This is a genomic window from uncultured Mucilaginibacter sp. (assembly GCF_937859865.1).
Lineage (GTDB): Bacteria > Bacteroidota > Bacteroidia > Sphingobacteriales > Sphingobacteriaceae > Mucilaginibacter_A.
Genome location: NZ_CALMAT010000079.1, coordinates 35,977 through 55,476 on the forward strand (window position 1 = coordinate 35,977; position 19,500 = coordinate 55,476).

A 19,500-nucleotide genomic window follows, 5' to 3' on the forward strand; every position below is an offset into this window, starting at 1 on the left:
ATTCGGCAATGCAAAATGAAAGATAATACAGTCAACATGCCGTATGTGGGAAAAGAAATTTCGCCTGAACAATTTATTGCTGAACATACTTTCGTGTACGTTGTAAAAGGAATAATGAACCTTTATGACGGAAGCGGGCTACAGGCATTGAAATCGGGTGCATGCTGCATTGCCCGCAAAAACCGCTTGGTACGCTTTAATAAAGTTAAAGTTGATGGCGAGTTGGAAAAAGTATTTGTCTTTTTTGATGAAACATTTTTAAAAAGGTTTCAGGAAAAACATAAAAGCAATACGACCAAGTTTACCTCTTCTTCAACGCTTGTAAACGTAAACAATAATGAGTTTCTGCCGGATTATATTCAGTCGTTACACCCATATTACAATCATGGAAAAATTAATGATGCTTTTGCTGACGTGAAGCGTGAAGAGCTATTAATTATTTTGCTGCAACAACAGCCTGAGCTGGCAGGTTTATTTTTTGATTATGGTATTCCTGAAAAAATAAACATTGAAGAATTTATGAATCGTAATTTCAAATTCAATGTTAGTATTGAACGGTTTGCTTTTTTGACAGGAAGAAGTCTGTCGGCTTTTAAACGAGATTTCAATGCAACGTTTAACAACACACCCAATCAATGGTTAGTGCAAAGACGATTGCAAGAAGCTCATTTTCTCATTGACAAAAAAAATAAAAAGCCAACAGAAATTTATCTTGACTTAGGCTTTGAAGCCTTGTCTCACTTTTCATTCGTTTTTAAAAAACAATTTGGACTGTCACCAACCGAACTGACAGAACGAAAGACGAAGATCAACCGCTAACAAGGGGTTTGGCGTTATTGTGGCAGGACGATTTAAACATCAACTTTTATTTTATTATTTTGCATAAGTTCCAACTGACCATCAAAATTTAGCCGATAAAAGAAGCATCAACATTTGATTATAATCTCATTTTCACAATCTTTAAATTATAAAAATCTACAACCATAACCCGTAAACAACTTTTCTGGCGGATACTATTTTTACTACTCTTGTTTAGTTTGATTAAAAATTGGAAAGATGTAAAAAACGGTTTTATGGATGGTGTAAAAGAAAGTTAGAACAAAGATAATGTTACAAGTATGAAAAAAATAGTTAAGCTTGTTTTGGATAAATAAATGTTTATAACGCAGCCATTTCAATTAGCTTATCCGCAGTTTCAACTACCAATTTTTATAAAATTGTTTTCGTGAAAAAAATGCCAGCCCGAACAATATCCAAGCTGGCATTTTAATATTAAAAAATTAAAAGGCAAAACTAATATTGTAATGCTTTTTTCTTCTTTTTCTTGTTAAAATATAAAACCATCCCAGTCAAAACCACTCCAGTAGCAATTTTTGTAACGAAACCTTTCCGGTTAAATTTCCATTCGGCTTTTAAGCCTTTTTCTGCAAAAATATTGGGGATATGGCCGTGTTTTAAATCGTCTATCATGCCTTCCACCACGTTAATCCGGTCGGCCAGCAACAAAGGCAGCCAGTGGCCGTATTCGTTTTCACTGAAATTTTTAAAGGCGTAACGACGGATAACGCCGCTTAAACCGGAAGGCGGAACAGAAGTGCCAAACACAGCCGTTAAATTTGGGCGTTCGATGGAATGCAGGATTTCAACCGTTTCTTTTTGCAGCACTGGCCGTACCCAATTGATGCGGTTGTGGTCATCGCCGTTGTAGTGTTTCATCGGATAGGTTGGTTCGTTTTTCGGGTCGGCATCTACGCCCCAACCATTGATATGCGTATAATCGTTTGTTGTATTTTCCATGATCGTTCTTTTTTATTTTTTGGCAGATGGCGGGATCAAAACTGTTTTGATACAGTCGTCTAATTTTGATGAAAAAATATGGTAAGCATCGGCAACTTCTTCCAAAGGCACACGGTGCGTTATAATTCCTTTCGGGTTTAAACGGCCGGCGCGGACATGCTCGATCAGCCTCGGCAGCAAGCGTTTAACCGAAGATTGGTTGGCCCGAACGGTGAGTCCTTTGTTCAGTACGTTGCCAATTGGAACGAGGTTGTCCGTAGGGCCGTAAACGCCAACAACAGAAACAATTCCGCCTTTTTTTACAGAGTTGATTGCCCAATGCAGTGCCGTAGCAGAACCAGCCTGCAAAAGCAGTTTTTTGCCGGTGATGGTTTGCAAAGCATCGCCTGTGGCATCGGCGCCAACGCAATCAATACAAACATCGGCCCCAAACCAATCGGTTGTTTGCTTTACAAACATTACCGGGTCTTCCATTTCTTTAAAGTTATAAGCCTCGCACTGCGCATATTTTTTGACGAATTCCAAGCGGTAATCCAAGTGATCAATCACAATTACCCGGCCTGCACCAAAAAGCCAGGCACATTTTGCCGCTAAAATCCCAACCGGTCCGGCGCCAAAAATTACAACCGTGTCGCCGGTTTTTATGCCGCCCATTTCTGCCGCTTGGTAACCGGTTGGTACAACGTCAGTCAGTAAAACCGCGTCATCGTGGTCCATCCAATCCGGGATAACCGTCGGGCCAACATCAGCGTAAGGAACACGGACATATTCTGCCTGTCCGCCATCATACCCGCCGGCCGTATGCGAATAACCAAAAATTCCGCCGACAGCAGTGGCCTGGGAATTTGATTCGTGGCAATTGCCGTACAGTTCCTGCTTGCAAAAAGCACATTTTCCGCAGGCCACGTTAAAAGGCACGATCACGTTATCGCCCACTTTTAAGTTTTGTACCGATGCGCCTATATCTTCTACCACGCCTATAAATTCGTGCCCGAAAGTTGACCCAACCCGGGTATCCGGCACCAAACCATGGTACAAATGTAAATCCGAACCGCAGATACAAGATCGTGTAACACGGACAATGGCATCTTCGGGATGCAGGATTTCGGGTAATGGCTTTTGGTCTGCCCGTACCCGGCGCGGGCCGCGGTAATTCATTGCTAACATAATTTTTCCTCTCTTTTTGTTTAATATATATAATGGTTGCTATTAGAATTTGTAACAATCGCAAATTCAAGTAAGCATATAATTATAAATTAATGCTTATTAGGTAAATGCTATTTCATTATAGTTTGTTTTGAATGGCAGAAATCAAATTATTCAGATCAAAAAGCAGTAAGAAGAAGGGCCTGTTTATTTTTCTATGGCCAAAATTTTACGATGCTTCTTTTATGCCTATATAATTGCAGGTTTTGATTGCTTCCGGTACATCAACTACAATAAGTACTGATTTTTATAGGGTAAAAGAAGCATCAGCCAAAAAGCTTAAACAACTCGTTACCCATACAAAAAATATAGTGGTAAAAACAGTATTACTTAAAAGCAAATTTGTGTTGATAATTATCTTTCCAATAAATAACTACATCCAATTTTGAAACTGGTTTTCCCAAAACAAAAAACGCGTTTTAGTGCGTAACTGTTTTTCCTTCAAAGTAAAAGCAGTGTAAACCAGTTACTTGAACTTAAATCACTTCCTTTCGTAAAAGGCCAGAACGGTTGTTTTTTAGCTGAATGCACAGGTGGCTGGCTCTTGCGCCGATTGCTAATTTCTATTCGCACATTTCAAAAAACAGGCTTAAAGACAGGAGGGAATTTATGTTTGAAACTTTCTTAAGTACAGCACCTGTCGTCCTCGGTCCGGCTTATGGTTTAACCTTTTATAAGGTTGTATGAGAAGGTTTTTACTGTTAGTTGCTTTTATTATAGCTTATGCTGTATCAACAAAAGCACAAGTACCAACTATTAACGTTGATTTGTCTTCTTCAAATATCCCATGGACTTACTATTCGGCAAGAGGCGGATATCTTTGTAGTGACAATACAACTACTAAATGTATTATTTTTAACATCACCCTAAACCCTAATACAAACCTTTTAAATTTTACTGCAGACCAATTAACCGGAGCAAGTTTTTACACCGTAACTTATCCAGGGGATCAAATTTGCGGTAGTCATCTTTATCCGATTGGCACAGCAGCCTGTATCACGCCTAATTCAACCAATGTCATTATTTCTTTTTGTAAGCCAGGCGGCAATGCTGTAAATTATACCATAACGGCATCGTCAACCGTTACTGCTTCCGGCCCCGGAACGCTTAGGCAAGGTTGTACCGGTGCAATGACGGTAACTGGTTTAAACACTTCTGGTTTAACATGGACATCCGTTTATCCTGGTGCTGCCGGAACTTATAATGCTTATTTAAGTTGTACTTCGGGTTGCACAACCACTTATGTTACGCCGGCAATAGGGGCGCCGCCTTATATTGATTATCAGGTTTCGGGCACTACTACTGCTACAAACTGTGTTCAAAGTAAAACTGCTGTGGTGCGTGTTTATACCTTTCCACCGCTTAACGTAACAATCAATCCTGCAAGTGCTGTGATTTGTAACGGAAACCCGGTTACTTTGGCCGCAAACGTTACCGGTGGAAACCCCGCTTATACTTATTCCTGGGCGAAAGACGGGCAGTCAATTTCGCAGACCACTTCTTCCATTACCGTTTCTGCAGCAGGCAATTATACCGTTACCGTTGCCGATCAAATTCCGAACTGTCCTGCAGTTCCCCAATCCGTAGCGGTAACTGCTGCCCAAACCCCGCCTGTGCCAACAGCCAGCAATGCCAGTACTTGCGCCAATAGCACGGCCACTTTAACCGCTACTGCGCCCGGCGGAAGCTATGAATGGTACAATGCTGCCACAGGCGGAACCCCGCAGGGAACAGGTGCCACATTTACTACGCCCGCGCTTACGGCAAATACCACTTACTATGTACAAACTACCCTAAATGGTTGTACCAGCGCGCGTACACCGGTTACGGTAACCGTTAATCAGGTTCCAAACGCACCAACAGCTTCCGGAACAACTATTTGCAGCGGTAGCCAGGCAACATTAACCGCAAGCGGCTCAACCGGAAGTTACCAATGGTTTGATGCAGCAACCGGTGGAAATTTGCTTCCCGCTAACGGTGCTTCTTTTACCACGCCGGTTTTACAAAACACCACTACCTACTATGTGCAAACTACGGTTAACGGTTGTACCAGTACGCGCACCTCAGTTACGGTTACGGTAAACCAAACGCCAGATGCGCCAACGGCAGCAGGAATCAATATTTGCAGCGGCGGCACAGCAACTTTAACTGCAACGGCACCCGGCGGAAGTTACCAGTGGTTTGATGTACCTTCGGGTGGCGTGCCGCTTCCTGGCAATGCTTCTTTTACCACATCTTTTTTAACCTCTACCAAAACATATTATGTGCAAACAACGGTTAACAATTGCACCAGTGCGCGTACCCCGGTTACGGTTACCGTTACACCAATTCCGGATGCACCAACTGTTAGCAACACATCAGTTTGTAGCGGTAGCCGGGCAACATTAACAGCCAGCGGCTCGACGGGGAGTTATGCGTGGTTTGATGTTGCTTCGGGCGGAACACCACTATCCGGCAATGCTTCTTTTACCACCTCAAATTTATCAAGCACAACTAATTATTACGTGCAAACTACGGTAAATGGTTGTACCAGTTCGCGTACGGCAGTTACGGTAACGGTCAATCAAATTCCTGCTGCGCCAACTGCATCAGGAACAACAATTTGCAGTGGAAACCCGGCTACGCTAACCGCAACCGCTCCGGGTGGGACTTATAACTGGTATGCCGCTTCAACCGGTGGAACGCCGCTTGCAACCAATGCTTCTTTTATCACACAAAATTTAGCATCAACCACAACTTTTTATGTTGATGTTACTTCTGCCGATGGTTGTACCAGTACGCGTACGCCGGTTACGGTAACTGTCAACCAAATTCCGGCTGCGCCTACTGCTTCCGGAACAACCATTTGCAGCGGAAACCCGGCTACGCTAACCGCAACTGCCCCCGGCGGAACTTACAACTGGTATACCGCTTCAACCGGTGGAACGCCCCTTGCAACCAATGCTTCTTTTACCGCACAAAATTTAACATCTACCACCATTTTTTATGTTGATGTTACTTCTGCCGATGGTTGCGTAAGCTCGAGAACTCCGGTTACGGTAACAGTCAACCAAATTCCGGATGTGCCAACTGCTTCCGGAACAACGATTTGCAGTGGAAACCCGACCACTTTAACCGCAACTGCCCCCGGCGGGACTTACAACTGGTATGCCGCTGCCTCAGGTGGAACGCCGCTTGCAACCAATGCTTCTTTTACCGCACTAAATTTATCAACCACAACTACTTTTTATGTTGATGTTACTTCTGCCGATGGCTGCACCAGCCTGCGTACACCGGTTACGGTAACAGTTAATCAAATCCCTGCTGCGCCAAGTGTTTTTGGAACACCAGTTTGCAGCGGTAGCCAGACAACATTAACTGCAAGCGGTTCGAACGGGAGTTATGCGTGGTTTGATGCTGCTTCGGGTGGTAATTTACTGCCCGCAAGCGGTGCTTCTTTTACCACCCCAAATTTATCAAGCACAACTAATTATTACGTGCAAACTACGGTTAACGGTTGTACAAGTTCGAGAACTGCGGTTACGGTAACGGTTAACCAAATGCCGGATGCGCCAACTGCATCAGGAACAACGATTTGCAGTGGAAACCCGGCCACTTTAACCGCAACTGCTTCCGGCGGAACTTATAACTGGTATGCCGCTTCAACCGGTGGGACATCGCTTACAACCAATGCTTCTTTTACCATACAAAATCTTACCTCAACCACAACTTTTTATGTGGATGTTACTTCTGCCGATGGTTGTGTAAGTCCGCGCACACCAGTTACGGTAACGGTTACACCGCCTACGGATCCGACTTTTCAGTATTCATCCAATACTTTTTGTAAAACGGGTGCCAATCCGGTTCCGGTTATTGCAAGTACTTCCGGTGGTACGTTTAGCGCATCAGCAGCCGGTTTGGTTTTTGCAGATAACCAAACAGGAGAGATTGATTTAAGTAGAAGTACACCTGGCACTTATACCGTTACTTTTGTTACCAACACCACTTGCGTTTATACCAGCAACACCACTGTTTCCATAACGCCGGGCCCGGATGCAACTTTCAGTTATGGCGGGCCTTATTGCCAGCAGCAAAGTAATCCGCTGCCTACTTTTCCAACCAGTAGCAGTGCCGGAAGTTTTAGTTGCGCGGATGCCGATTTGGTTTTTGCCAGCAGCAGCACCGGCGAAATTAACTTGCAGCAAACCGTTCCGGGAACTTATACCGTGCGTAATGATATTACTGCATCCGGCGGTTGTGCCGCTACGTTTGCTACCGGTACAATTACCATTAATCCGCTTCCGACGGTTAATGCCGGAATGGATAAAGTGGTTTGTTCGGGAGAAACTGTACCGCTAAACGGAACGATAGGCGGAGGGGCAAGCAGTGCAACCTGGTCTGGCGGAACGGGAACGTTTTCGGATGTTACATCGCTACAAACCGTATATACACCAGGCGCCGGGGAAACAAATGTTACGCTTTATTTAACAACGAATGATCCTGCCGGGCCGTGTGGTTTTGCTGTTGATGAAATTAAGATCACGATTAACCCGACACCAGCCGTTACCAGTGATGCGAGTAATACGGTTTGCAACGAAACCGACCAAACTTATGTTATTAAAGGTAATGATGTTATCGGCACAACTTTTAACTGGAGCAGGGCCGCGGTTGCCGGAATCAGTAATGCGGCAGTTAGCGGACAAACCAGCGCTGCAATCACGGAAAAGCTCATTAATACCACACCATCACCAGTTGCGGTAACTTACACTATTGTTCCCGAAGCTAACAATTGTACGGGCTTGCCTTTTAATTATACTGTAAAGGTAAATCCAACACCTCATATTTCTGTTTCCAACGAAGCTACGGGAACGGTTTGTAACGGCACTTCCCAGAATTATATACTTGCCGGTGATGTAGCCGGTACTACTGTTAAGTGGAGCCGCGCAGCCGTAAACGGCATCAGCAACGCAGCCGTGAGCAATCAAAGCAGTAATGTCATCAGCGAAGCTTTGATCAACACAACAAATGCGCCGGTTGCTGTCAACTATCTGATCGTTCCAACAGCTAATGGTTGTACCGGCCCGGCTTTTACTTATACCGTAACCGTAAATCCAACATTAACTATTAATAGTGCAGCAAGCGGGACTGTTTGCAGCGGGACGGCGCAAAACTATCTGATTAAGAGTGATGTAAACAACGCAACTTTTAGCTGGAGCAGAACTTCTGTAACCGGCATCAGCAATCCGGCAGTTAGTGGAGAAAGCAGTGATAGGATCACCGAAAGCCTGGTCAATACAACATCAGCGCCTGTTGTGGTAACTTATACGATTATCCCAAGTATCAATGGCTGCGCTGGAGATCCATTTCAATATCAGGTTACGGTTAATCCGGTTGCTACCATTAGAAGTGTTTCAAACGGAACAAGTTGCAGCGGAACTGCGCAGGGTTATACCATCAAAAGTGATGTAAACGGAGCAACTTTTAACTGGAGCCGGGCAGCAGTAACCGGAATTAGCAATGCGGCGGTGAGCAATCAAAGCGGCAACAGCATTACCGAAGCTTTGATCAACACCACATCCGCTCCAATTGCCGTCAATTATTTAATCATTCCCGAAGCAAACAGTTGTACCGGCCCGGTTTTTACTTATACCGTAACCGTAAACCCAACGCCTGCAATCAGCAATACTTCTTTTAGCCAGGTAATTTGTTCGGGAGAAACGTCGGTTCCGGTAACGCTGAATTCCAACATCAGCGGAACTACTTTTGCCTGGATCGCAACGGCTACAAACGGCATCAGCATCAATACAACCAGCGGAACGGATGTAATTCCCGCTCAAACGTTTACCAATCCTGGCACAACTGCCGCAACAATCACTTACACCGTTACGCCTTTGCATGATGGTTGTATTGGCGAAACTGCAACGTTTACCATCACCGTAAACCCAAAACCCGCAACGCCTGTTTTAAGCAGCAATTCGCCGGTTTGTAGCGGAACGAGTTTGATGCTGAATACTGCCACCGTAGATAATGCAACTTACAACTGGACTGGCCCGAACGGTTTTACTTCTCATTTGCAAAACCCGGAAATAGCCAATGTTGCTTTGGCCTCACAAGGAAATTATACGTTGATAACCAGTGTAAACGGTTGTTTGAGCGAGGATGGAACGATAGCTGTTGTTATCAATCCAACGCCTGCAGCTCCCGTAGCTTCCGGTAACGGACCGGTTTGTGCCGGCGAAAAGCTACAGTTATCAGCCAGCTTGATTTCGGGTGCAAGTTACAGTTGGACAGGGCCTAATAGTTTTACTTCTTCGCTTCAAAATCCGGTTATTGATCAGGCTACCGTTGCCGCATCAGGCACTTATACCGTTAAAGCTATGGTTAACGGATGCGAAAGTGCGGCAGGAACAATTGCTGTTTTGGTCAACCCGATGCCGCTGACCCCAACAGTAAGCAGTAACAGTCCGGTTTGCGCTACAACCAGCCTTTCCTTAACGGCATCAACGATTACAGGTGCAAGTTATCAATGGGCTGGGCCTAACGGTTTCACTTCTTCCATCCAAAACCCGGTGATCCCGGCAGCTACACCTGCAAACGCTGGTACTTACAGTGTTCTGGCTACCGTTAACGGTTGTACAGCTCCTGTAGCGTCAATAGCAGTTGTGGTAAATGAATTGCCGGCACAACCTGTTTTGAGCAGTAACAGTCCGGTTTGTAGCGGCACTTCGATAGAAATCAATTGTAAATCTACTGATGGTGGTTTTTACAAATGGACTGGTCCAAACGGTTTTACCTCGACCCTGCAAAACCCTGTTCTTGCTAACGCAACTGCAGCAAACCAGGGCCGGTACACGGTTGTGATTACTACGCCGGGTTGCACGGTTGTTAATACTGCTTTTATCAACATAAAAGTGAACCAAACGCCTGATGCGCCGAGCGTAAGCAGTAACAGTCCGGTTTGCGCAGGGCAGAATATCAAACTGACTGCTGCAGCAATTGCAGGAGCAAGTTACCAATGGAAAGGGCCAAATGGGTTTACCTCTAACCTTCAAAATCCCGAAATTGCATCGGTAAACGAAGCACAAGCCGGCAAGTACAGTTTAACAGTAACCGTAAATGGTTGTACCAGCAATGCAGGCATTACACAAGTAGCGGTCAACCAGCCGCCGGTAGTAACGGCGGGCGTAGATCAAACGGCTTGTGCCGGTAAACCAGTTGCCACGCTTTCGGGCAGTATCACGGGCAGCACCACAACCGGCAGTTGGACTACCAGCGGCAGCGGCACTTTTACAACCGGAAATACCAGTTTAAAAGGCATTTACCTTGCATCCGCAGCAGATATTGCAAACGGAGGTGTTGTTTTAACCTTAACATCTACAAATACTGCGCCTTGTGCAGTCGCTTCGTCTTCCTTTAAGTTAAATATTATACCCTTTCCGGTTGTTGCTGCGGGAAAAGACCAGGAAGTTTGTATGGGTGATGTTGTTAATTTAAATGGTAAAGTAAGTAACGCCGAAGGCGGAACCTGGTCGAGTTCGGGCACAGGCGTTTTCAATCCGTCTAAAACCAGTTTGGATGCCCGTTATATTCCGAGTGAGAAAGACAAGTTTGACAAAAGCTTCGTACTTACGCTAACATCTACAGGCAATTGTGCACCTATTTCCAGTCAAATGAAAGTGCAGTTGGTCGAGCCGCCAAAAGTAGATGCCGGTGCAGATTTATATGTAATGCAAAACGAAAAAATAGTTTTGCAACCGGCAGTAACCGGAACCGGGCTAACTTATTCCTGGGCACCGAACCAGCAACTAAGCGACAGTAAATCAAAAACACCTGTATTAACCGGTCAGGAAGATGCCACTTATACCTTAACCGTTACCGGGGCCGCCGGGTGCATTGCCCAAGACCAGGTTTCTATCAAAGTGCTCAAACCCATCAAAATACCAAACACGTTTACACCAAATGGCGATGGTATTAACGATACCTGGGCAATAAAAGAACTGGACAGCTATCCTGGTATCACCGTAAAAATTTTTAACCGTTATGGTACCCAATTATTTTTTTCGGAAGGTTACGGCGTGCCTTGGAACGGAACTTACAATAATCAATTACTGCCTTTTGGTACTTATTATTATATCATTGATTTGAAAACCCACGGCAAACTGCTTTCCGGGCCGGTAACCATATTGCGGTAAAGCAACAATTGTTTTTTATTTTTTTGAATTGATGTGGAAGGCAGGACGCGAACAAGCAGCAAAGCCAGCTATTGGGCATGCTTCTTTTACCGGCATAAAATCAAGAAGGGTTGCGGCCGAAAACAAAAAAGCCCGCCTTAAACAGACGGGCAAGCACCGGCATAAAAATGCTACCTTAAAACGGATTTAGTTTTTAATAGCTAATCGGATAGACACCAATTTCTGCCCAGGTTCAGCCCCTTTTTGCTATATGGCAAAAAGATGACCAATGCTTCTTTTACCACTACTTTTTTAACCAAACTGCACAAAAAATTTTATGCCATAAAAACAGTATTACCATCAAATATTTGTAAATTTACTTCACCTAAATAAACGTTACCGTGTTGGTTTCCTGGTTGCAACGGCATTGCTGCGGATGCTTTTTGTTGTTAGCTGTTTTTTGGCTGACGGAAAAGCCTTTGCCTGTTTGTGCCCAACAGGTTTTCAGGATTTCGGGCAGGCAAAACAAAGCCGAGGTGCATTTTAAGTTTGTGCGGAACATGTTAATTGTACAAGCCAAAATCAACAACCACGGCCCATATAATTTTGTGCTGGATACCGGTTGCGGTTATATGATGATCACCGATCCGCTGCTGTTGGATTCCCTCAACCTTAAATACAAAAAGAAGTTAAAGATCACCGGTTTGGGCGAAGGCGAAGACCTGGACGCCTGGCTGGTTTCGGCCTTGCATGTAAAAATAGGGGACATTGAAGCAGATAATGTATCGGCCGCTCTCTTGGGCAAAGATGTTTTGGAACTTTCCGGATTTGCCGGTGTTCCGATACATGGTTTAATCGGTTATGATTTTTTTAACAGTTTTCCCGTAAAAATTAATTTTGCCGACAGCACGATTACTGCTTTTAGCACCCATAAATTGCCAGGCTGCAGAAAATGGACTAAAATTCCCTTGCAGATTGAAGGGAAAAAACCATACCTGTTTGCCAATATCAATTTCAACCAGGGTTCTTCTGTTCCGCTAAAACTGATTGTTGATTTGGGCGCAGGCCATCCTTTATCTGTTGAAAGCGGCTGGAACAACAATGGCAGCATGCCCGAAAAATACATTGCCGCGGCCAACTTGGGCGTAGGTTTGAGCGGGCCGGTAAACGGCTACATGAGCCGGGTTGATTTGATGGAGATCGGGACGTATCAATTTAAACAGGTTATTGCCGCTTTTCCGGATTCGTGCAGCGTAATGGGAAAGCTGGATGCCGTAAAGCGCAACGGCAGCATTGGCGTTGATTTGCTGAAACGTTTTGTGATGCTGTTTGATTACCAGCAAGGTTACCTTTGCCTCAAGCCAAATTACAAGTTTAAAGAGCCTTTTGAGCACGATATGAGCGGCATGGAGTACTGTTCAGCAGGAGCGGGTTTAAACCGGATTATTGTTTGTAGGGTAGAACCGGGTTCGGCGGCGGATTTATTGGGGATTGAAAAAGACGACGAACTACTGGCCATCAATTTTAAAGAAGTAAGCCACATGAGTTTGCAGGAAGTAGACGATATTTTGCGTTCAAAAAACGAACGGACATTGTTGCTGGAAGTGCTGCACCACAACATCCAGGCAAAAGTGCTGCTGACTTTGAAGCGAAGAATTTAGCGGAAACGGTTTTTTTAATCCTGAATTGGTTTGGGTTGATGCTGGTCTAAAACTTCATGTTCAATCCTTTTATCGGGGATAAACCAGATCAGCGGAACCTTTTGGTTTTTGGGCGATAAAAGAAGCATGAACAAAAAGCCGATTTAAATTGAAACTTATTCTAAAGTTAAAACAACTTTTTATCAATCTTTTACTGCCAAGGTTTCTTTAATCATGCGTTCAAGCATCTTTTCATTTTCAGCATCAATTCTAAAACCTGAAAATACAATCCGTCCTTTTTGGTCTATTAAATAATTTGCAGGCGCGCCGGGTGCTGGCAAATTACCTTTGTCTCTTCCCCAATTATCATGCAAAGGCGTAAAAGTATAACCGGTTTCTTTTAAAAAAGCAGGCACAATCTGGTCTTGCGTAGGCTGTAGGTTTAACCCTAAATAAACAATATCATTTTTGCTGAATTTTTTCAAAACGGATTCAAAGTGCGGAAACTCATTACGGCAAGGGCCGCAGCCGGGGAACCAATAGGTTAACAAAACAAGCTTGCCCTGATAATCCGACAATGCTGTTTTTCCACTGGTTTGAAAATTCTCCAAAGAAAAATCCGTAGCCTTTATCGCCCTGCTATTTCTCATTTTCCAGATGCTTTTTACCACACTGTTGCTGTCCATGCCTAATTTACTGCCATATTTAAACACGGCATCATGTAGTCCTTCCGTCGGTTCTTTGCTGTACAAAACCGCAAGGCTATCAAAAGCCATGTTGGTTTGTTTGGCTGCATCGGCCGCTTCTGCTTTAAAAAGCGCCAAATATTCTTTCGCATCTATACCATAACTGCCCGACATCGGGTTGTTCAAATCTACTTTGTTTAAAAGCACCAACGCTGTTTTAGGGTCGTTTTCGGACAATGCTTTTTTTGCCTTTAAAAATGCATCCGCAATAGTCATCCTGTCCTTCCAAATATTACGGTTCCTTTTGCCTTCGATAGCCATGGTTAAGGCAACGTCAAAAGCCTGGTTGGGGTTGGTTTTCAGTAAAAGATCGAAATAGGCTAATGTCCCACCTAAATACCATTCGGAAAGCGGATTGGCTTTATGGTTGTACAACTGTTTAAAATAGGCAACTTTTTCGGCAGGAACAGATGTATATTTGGCTAACAAAAACAAAGATTCTACGGCACGCTCACTCTCCGGGAACTTCCTCACCACTTCCAAAGCAAGGGAATCATGGCGTAACTTATCCGTTTCATCAAAAGATTCGGCATAATCAAAAGCATAATCGGCATTTTTAGAGTCGAGCTGCATGGCTTTGATTAAATATTCCCGGCGTTTGGTTAAATCGTTGCTTAACGTTGTAGCACTCGCAAGAAGGTACCAAGTTTCAGCTTTATCTGGTTTTAATATACTTGCTTGAAGCAGATAAGGCGTTGCTTTCGGGTTTTCCCTGTTTACATAATATTGGCCTATTGCAAACGGAATAACATAGTTTTTAGGATATTTTGATGTCCAGATTTTGTATTGCGCTTCCATTTGGGGATTATCCATACCCGGAAAAGCGCTGATAAACGCTTCATGCGCTTCCAAATTAGATGGGTTGGCTTCTACCTTGGAACGAAGTTTTTGTATGGCTGCTTCCTGGGCGGCCGTTAGTTTAAAAGTGTTTTGGGCTTTTGCTTTAAAAACAAACAGGCCGATTAAAACTAAAATTGTTGTTATCCTTTTCATAACTAATTTTTTAGGAAAATTACATTATTAATTTATTGTTTCAAACAACAATGCTTCTTTTATCGGCCTAAATTTGGTGAATGTTTATCATCGCTCTAAAAAATCTTTCTTAGCTTGTCTTGTTACAAAAACAATCCAATTCTATACACCAAACTGCCAATCCAATTGGTTTTCTTTACAATTTTACAGGGTTGAGTACGGAGAAGAAACCATAAAAGTGCTGTGTTTTAATGAGGAAAACGGCTTTTATACTACTAAAGAAAGAAGCCGTTAAAATCAAACTGGAAGCTTTAGGTTTTAAGGCGATGCGGTTTTGGGAAAAACAGGTCAAAAAAGAATTGCAAACCTGCCTCAATCAAATCTGGGATCATATCCATCAATTTAAACCTTAGCACTTCTTAGAAAATCACTTTTTCCTCCACAAAACTCGCAATTAATTTTACTGTTGACAAACAGGCAGGCAAAGGAAAGCCAAAGCCAAACACCAAAAAAACAGGCATAAAAGAAGCATGGGCAAAAATCGGCCAATGCTTCTTTTAGCACCTAAAAATTGTTTCTGCCTGACATTTGCCTTAAACCAATTATCACGCTAAAAACGTATTTTTGTACAAACTCAAAAACAACATGTCGTCAAATATCGAACACGTACAATGCCTCATTATTGGTTCTGGCCCTGCCGGTTATACCGCTGCAATTTATGCCGCCCGTGCCGATTTAAAACCTGTTTTATACACCGGGATGCTGGCCGGCGGGCAGCTAACGCAAACCACCGAAGTGGAGAATTTTCCGGGTTACCCGGATGGCATCCAGGGACCGGAAATGATGGAGCTTTTTCAAAAACAGGCTGAGCGTTTTGGTACGGATATTCGTTTTGGTTACGTTAGTTCGGTTGATTTTTCAAGTTCTCCGCACAAAGTGGTGGTGGATGAAGTAAAAACGATTTTGGCCGATACGGTGATCATTTCCACCGGTGCTTCTGCCAAGTGGCTGGGCTTGGAATCCGAGCAAAAGTATAATGGATTTGGTGTTTCTGCCTGCGCCGTTTGCGATGGCTTTTTCTTTAAAGGCCAGGATGTGGCGATTGTTGGGGCCGGGGATACGGCCGCCGAAGAAGCAACTTACCTGGCAAAATTGTGCCGTAAAGTTTATATGATTGTGCGTAAACCAGAATTCCGTGCTTCAAAAGCAATGGTAAGCCGGGTTTTAAACACGCCAAATATCGAAGTAATTTACAGTTCGGAGACGCAGGAAATTGTGGGCAACGGACAAACGGTAAACGGTGTCCGCATTAAAAACACCGATACGCAGGAAGAACGATTGCTGGATGTTACCGGCTTTTTCGTCGCCATCGGCCATCATCCAAACACCGATATTTTTAAAGGCTGGATTGATACGGATGAAGTCGGTTACATCATTACCAAACCAGGTTCTACCCAAACCAATATAGAAGGTGTTTTTGCCTGCGGCGATGCGCAGGACAAAGTTTTTCGTCAGGCAATTACGGCAGCCGGAACAGGTTGTATGGCCGCATTGGAAGCTGAGCGTTATCTGGCTGCTAAAGAAAGTGTTGTTGAAGCATAGTGAAGAGGTATCAGGTTTGAGGTTAAGAGGTAAAGGGTAGAAAGGTAGCCGCTATGCTTCCCCCTCAAGGGGGTCAGGGGGTTAGCAAACAATGCTTCTTTTACCACCTAAAATTCATTATGGCAAATACAAACACGGAAACCAACACGATCATCAAAACTTTAATCGGTTGGGTTATGGTGCTGGGCGTGCTGGCTTTTGGCTATTTTTATTTTAAAGACAAGCTTTTTGCTTCCCGCAAGGAAATGAAAGAGGATGTGATGGTGCAGAAAATCACTTCGATGGGAAAACTGGAACTGGTAAAATATGCAATGAAAGATGTGATCGAGCAAAAGGAAGTACGCACCATTTTGCCGGATAAACGCATTTTGTTTGTTGCCGTTGGCGAAGTTACCGGCTGTATTGATTTGACCAAAGTTCAGAAAAAAGACATTGTTGCGGCAGGAGAAGATTCGGTTACCGTGTTTTTGCCGCAGCCGCAAATTTGTTACGTCAAGTTAGACCACCAGAAATCGCAGGTTTATGATGTTTCGGGAACCTGGTTTCCAACCGATACAAAAGATATGGTCGAAGGCATTTACAAAATTGCCGAGCAGCGTTTGCTCAAAAATGCTTCGGACATGCAGTTGCTGCAAAAAACAAAGCAAAATGCACTACTCATCTTTAAACCGTTGCTCCAGAATATTTCAGGGAAAAAAGTAGGTGTCATCTTCAGGTAACAATCTCACACTTAAAGCCGTACGCTTTGTTCGGCCAATATTTTTTATAGTTTTGTTTATTCCATGGTTTTTAAATATTTCTGCAGTTTTATTGTTCTGATTTTTGCCGCCGCACCGGGTTTTTCTCAACAAGCCGATCCAAATTTCGGCATCATCCCGGCACCGTTTTCCATCAAACCAAACCCGGGCAAATTTTATGTGCATAAAAGAAGCATTGTAAAATCAGAGTTAAAGGACGACCGTTCTGTTGCGTTTCTGTCTTCTTTTCTTACACAATTTAATCCTGCTAATCTTCAAACCAAAACTGATACTTCAACTTCCATCATCGAGCTAACTTCAATTGGTGCCGAAAACTTGCCGGAAGAAGGTTATCGTTTAAGCATTACGCCGGCAAAAATTACGGTTATTGGGAAAGATGCCGGTTTATTTTACGGTGTGCAATCATTGATCCAGTTGCTGGCCGACACAAAAACGACCGATAAAAACAGCATCAATTGTGTGGAAATTGAAGACCATCCGCGTTTTAAATACCGGGGCATGCACCTGGATGTTTCGCGGCATTTTTTTCCTGCTTCTTTTATCAAGCAATATTTGGATTTGCTGGCGATGTACAAAATCAACACTTTCCATTGGCATTTAACAGACGACCAAGGCTGGCGTATCGAGATCAAAAAATACCCAAAGTTGACGGAAGTTGGAAGTCAGCGTGCGCAAACTTTGATTGGCAATTATCGCTACCGCGGCCAGCAGCAATTTGACAACACACCTTATGGTGGCTTTTACACGCAGGAAGAAATCAAAGAAATTGTAAAATACGCGGCCGACCGTTTTATCACCATCATCCCGGAAATTGAAATGCCCGGCCATTCTACGGCTGCGATTGCGGCTTATCCGGAATTGGGCTGCACGCCAAACAAAACTTATAAAGTGGCCGAAACCTGGCATGTTTTTCACGGCGTTTATTGCCCTTCCGATTCTACGTTTAACTTTCTGCAAAATGTTTTGACGGAAGTAATGCAATTGTTTCCGGGGAAATATATTCATATCGGTGGCGATGAAGTTCCGAAAAGTGTATGGCACAATTCTCTGTTTTGCCAGCGTTTGATCAAAAGGCTGAAGCTGAAAAACGAACACGGTTTGCAAAGTTATTTTATCGGGAGGATTGAAAAATTTCTGAATGAAAACGGAAGAAGCATCATCGGTTGGGACGAAATTTTACAAGGCGGACTGGCGCCAAACGCAACCGTGATGAGTTGGCGCGGCGAAACTGGCGGAATTGCAGCGGCCAGGCAAAACCACGATGTAATTATGGCTTCGCAAAAAGCGGGTTTGTATTTTGATAAGGCACAATCCAAATCAGCCCAGGAACCGCTGTCTAACAATGGTTATGCGCCTTTGCAGCAAACTTACAGTTATAATCCTGTTCCTGCTGCTTTAACTGCTGAACAGCAGGCTTTTATCATTGGCGTGCAGGCGACTTTATGGACAGAATACATCAGCACAACTGCGCAGGCAGAATACATGTTGCTGCCAAGGTTGCTGGCTTTGTCCGAAATTGCATGGACACCTTTGGCCAATAAAAACTTCCGGGATTTTGCAGAAGTACGGTTGCCGCGGCATTTGTACCGTTTGGATGCCGACAGCATCAACTTCCGAGTGCCCGAACCTTTTGGCATCCGCGATACTTTTATGATTGGCCAAACGCTGAATTATCAATTGAAACCATCGGTTACAAATGCTAAAATTTATTATTCTGTCAGCAGCAATTCATCGGCACAAAAAAGTTTGCTTTACAAAGATCCGATCAACATCAACATAGAAAACAACCAAACGCTCAATTTGCAAACGCTGCAAGTTACGCCCAATGGTAAAAAAAGCCTGGTAAACAGAGTATCGGTTTATAACCGGCAGCCGTTTTTGGCGCAAAACATTCAGCCGCTTGCCGAAGGTTTAAAATATAAAATTGTAAGCGGGAATTTCAATACTTCGGCACAATTGGACAGCGCGACGGTGGTTGATACCGGGACGACGAAAACGATTAACGTTGGAAGCCTCAGAAAAAACAACGGTTATTTTGGGGCGATTTACCAGGGCAATATCCGCATTGACCAGGATGGAAATTACAATTTGGGTTTGAGTTCTGATGATGGTTCGCAATTGTTTTTGGACGATGAGCTGGTGGTTGACAACGACGGCAAACATGCTTTGTCGCAAAAGAACAGCCAAGTGCCGCTGCAAAAAGGTTTCCATAAAATTAAGATCAAATATTTTGATGCCGGTGAGGCAACTACGCTAAGAGTTTATTTAAATTTAGCCGGAAAACCACAAACAGAATTGCCGCCTGACATTTTATTTAACTGATAGCTATGGATTTTTTAGGTGATAAAAGAAGCATCGTTTGCCAACTAATTGCAGTTGTTATAACTGCAATTTTGGCCGGTTGTAATTCATCAAACCAACAACCGGCTGTGCAAAAGATAGTTACAACGGCAAAGCCAGGTTTGATGCAGCCTTTCCGTTTTCATAAAACCATTGAAGTTTCGCCCGACAATATTTTTGATGTTTTTAGCTGGGGACGGGGATCCAACAAAACCGGAGCTTATTTGATTTTGGAATCGGATTCGACCGGTGCAAAATACACCACTACAACCGGCGATCTGGACGGCGC

12 protein-coding genes are annotated in these 19,500 nt (G+C 43.7%); 9 read left to right on the forward strand and 3 right to left on the reverse strand.

Annotated features, from left to right (window positions below; genetic code table 11):
- The first annotated feature begins 15 nt into the window (after positions 1–15).
- The gene (locus Q0192_RS08370; RefSeq protein ID WP_299288832.1) at positions 16–819 is read left to right on the forward strand and encodes a helix-turn-helix domain-containing protein; all 804 of its coding nucleotides are present in this window, start codon (positions 16–18) and stop codon (positions 817–819) included.
- Between the two features lie 474 nt (positions 820–1,293).
- On the opposite strand, the gene Q0192_RS08375 is transcribed toward Q0192_RS08370, so the two are convergent.
- Both Q0192_RS08375 and Q0192_RS08380 read right to left on the reverse strand, forming a co-directional pair.
- Positions 1,294–1,797 carry a hypothetical protein gene (locus Q0192_RS08375; protein ID WP_299288835.1) on the reverse strand — a complete coding sequence of 168 codons (504 nt, stop codon included), beginning with the start codon at positions 1,795–1,797 and terminating at the stop codon, positions 1,294–1,296.
- Between the two features lie 12 nt (positions 1,798–1,809).
- A complete protein-coding gene (locus Q0192_RS08380) occupies positions 1,810–2,964 on the reverse strand; it encodes a zinc-dependent alcohol dehydrogenase (RefSeq protein ID WP_299288838.1) in 1,155 nt (384 codons plus the stop codon).
- A gap of 722 nt (positions 2,965–3,686) precedes the next feature.
- Between Q0192_RS08380 and Q0192_RS08385 the strand changes: the two genes are divergently transcribed.
- From Q0192_RS08385 to Q0192_RS08395, 3 genes are all read left to right on the forward strand, one after another.
- The gene (locus tag Q0192_RS08385; protein WP_299288841.1) at positions 3,687–11,174 is read left to right on the forward strand and encodes a PKD-like domain-containing protein; all 7,488 of its coding nucleotides are present in this window, start codon (positions 3,687–3,689) and stop codon (positions 11,172–11,174) included.
- A 31-nt stretch (positions 11,175–11,205) separates the two neighbouring features.
- Positions 11,206–11,364, forward strand: coding sequence for a hypothetical protein (locus Q0192_RS08390; protein WP_299288844.1), 159 nt, complete (start codon positions 11,206–11,208; stop codon positions 11,362–11,364).
- Between the two features lie 190 nt (positions 11,365–11,554).
- Positions 11,555–12,814: an aspartyl protease family protein gene (locus Q0192_RS08395; RefSeq protein WP_299288847.1), complete on the forward strand. Its 1,260-nt coding sequence runs from the start codon at positions 11,555–11,557 to the stop codon at positions 12,812–12,814.
- A 182-nt stretch (positions 12,815–12,996) separates the two neighbouring features.
- On the opposite strand, the gene Q0192_RS08400 is transcribed toward Q0192_RS08395, so the two are convergent.
- A complete protein-coding gene (locus tag Q0192_RS08400) occupies positions 12,997–14,532 on the reverse strand; it encodes a redoxin domain-containing protein (protein ID WP_299288849.1) in 1,536 nt (511 codons plus the stop codon).
- Between the two features lie 230 nt (positions 14,533–14,762).
- On the opposite strand from Q0192_RS08400, the gene Q0192_RS08405 reads away from it, so the two are divergent.
- From Q0192_RS08405 to Q0192_RS08425, 5 genes are all read left to right on the forward strand, one after another.
- Positions 14,763–14,924: a DUF559 domain-containing protein gene (locus tag Q0192_RS08405; RefSeq protein ID WP_299288852.1), complete on the forward strand. Its 162-nt coding sequence runs from the start codon at positions 14,763–14,765 to the stop codon at positions 14,922–14,924.
- Positions 14,925–15,156: 232 nt separating this feature from the next.
- Positions 15,157–16,113: a thioredoxin-disulfide reductase gene (trxB, locus tag Q0192_RS08410; protein WP_299288854.1), complete on the forward strand. Its 957-nt coding sequence runs from the start codon at positions 15,157–15,159 to the stop codon at positions 16,111–16,113.
- 119 nt (positions 16,114–16,232) lie between these two features.
- On the forward strand, positions 16,233–16,832 hold the full coding sequence (locus Q0192_RS08415) for a DUF4230 domain-containing protein (RefSeq protein ID WP_299288857.1): 600 nt from the start codon (positions 16,233–16,235) through the stop codon (positions 16,830–16,832).
- A gap of 63 nt (positions 16,833–16,895) precedes the next feature.
- Positions 16,896–19,193, forward strand: a complete 2,298-nt coding sequence (locus Q0192_RS08420; RefSeq protein WP_299288860.1) for a family 20 glycosylhydrolase — start codon at positions 16,896–16,898, stop codon at positions 19,191–19,193.
- A 5-nt stretch (positions 19,194–19,198) separates the two neighbouring features.
- Positions 19,199–19,500: hypothetical protein (locus Q0192_RS08425; protein WP_299288863.1), on the forward strand; the 302-nt coding region annotated here is incomplete at its 3' end.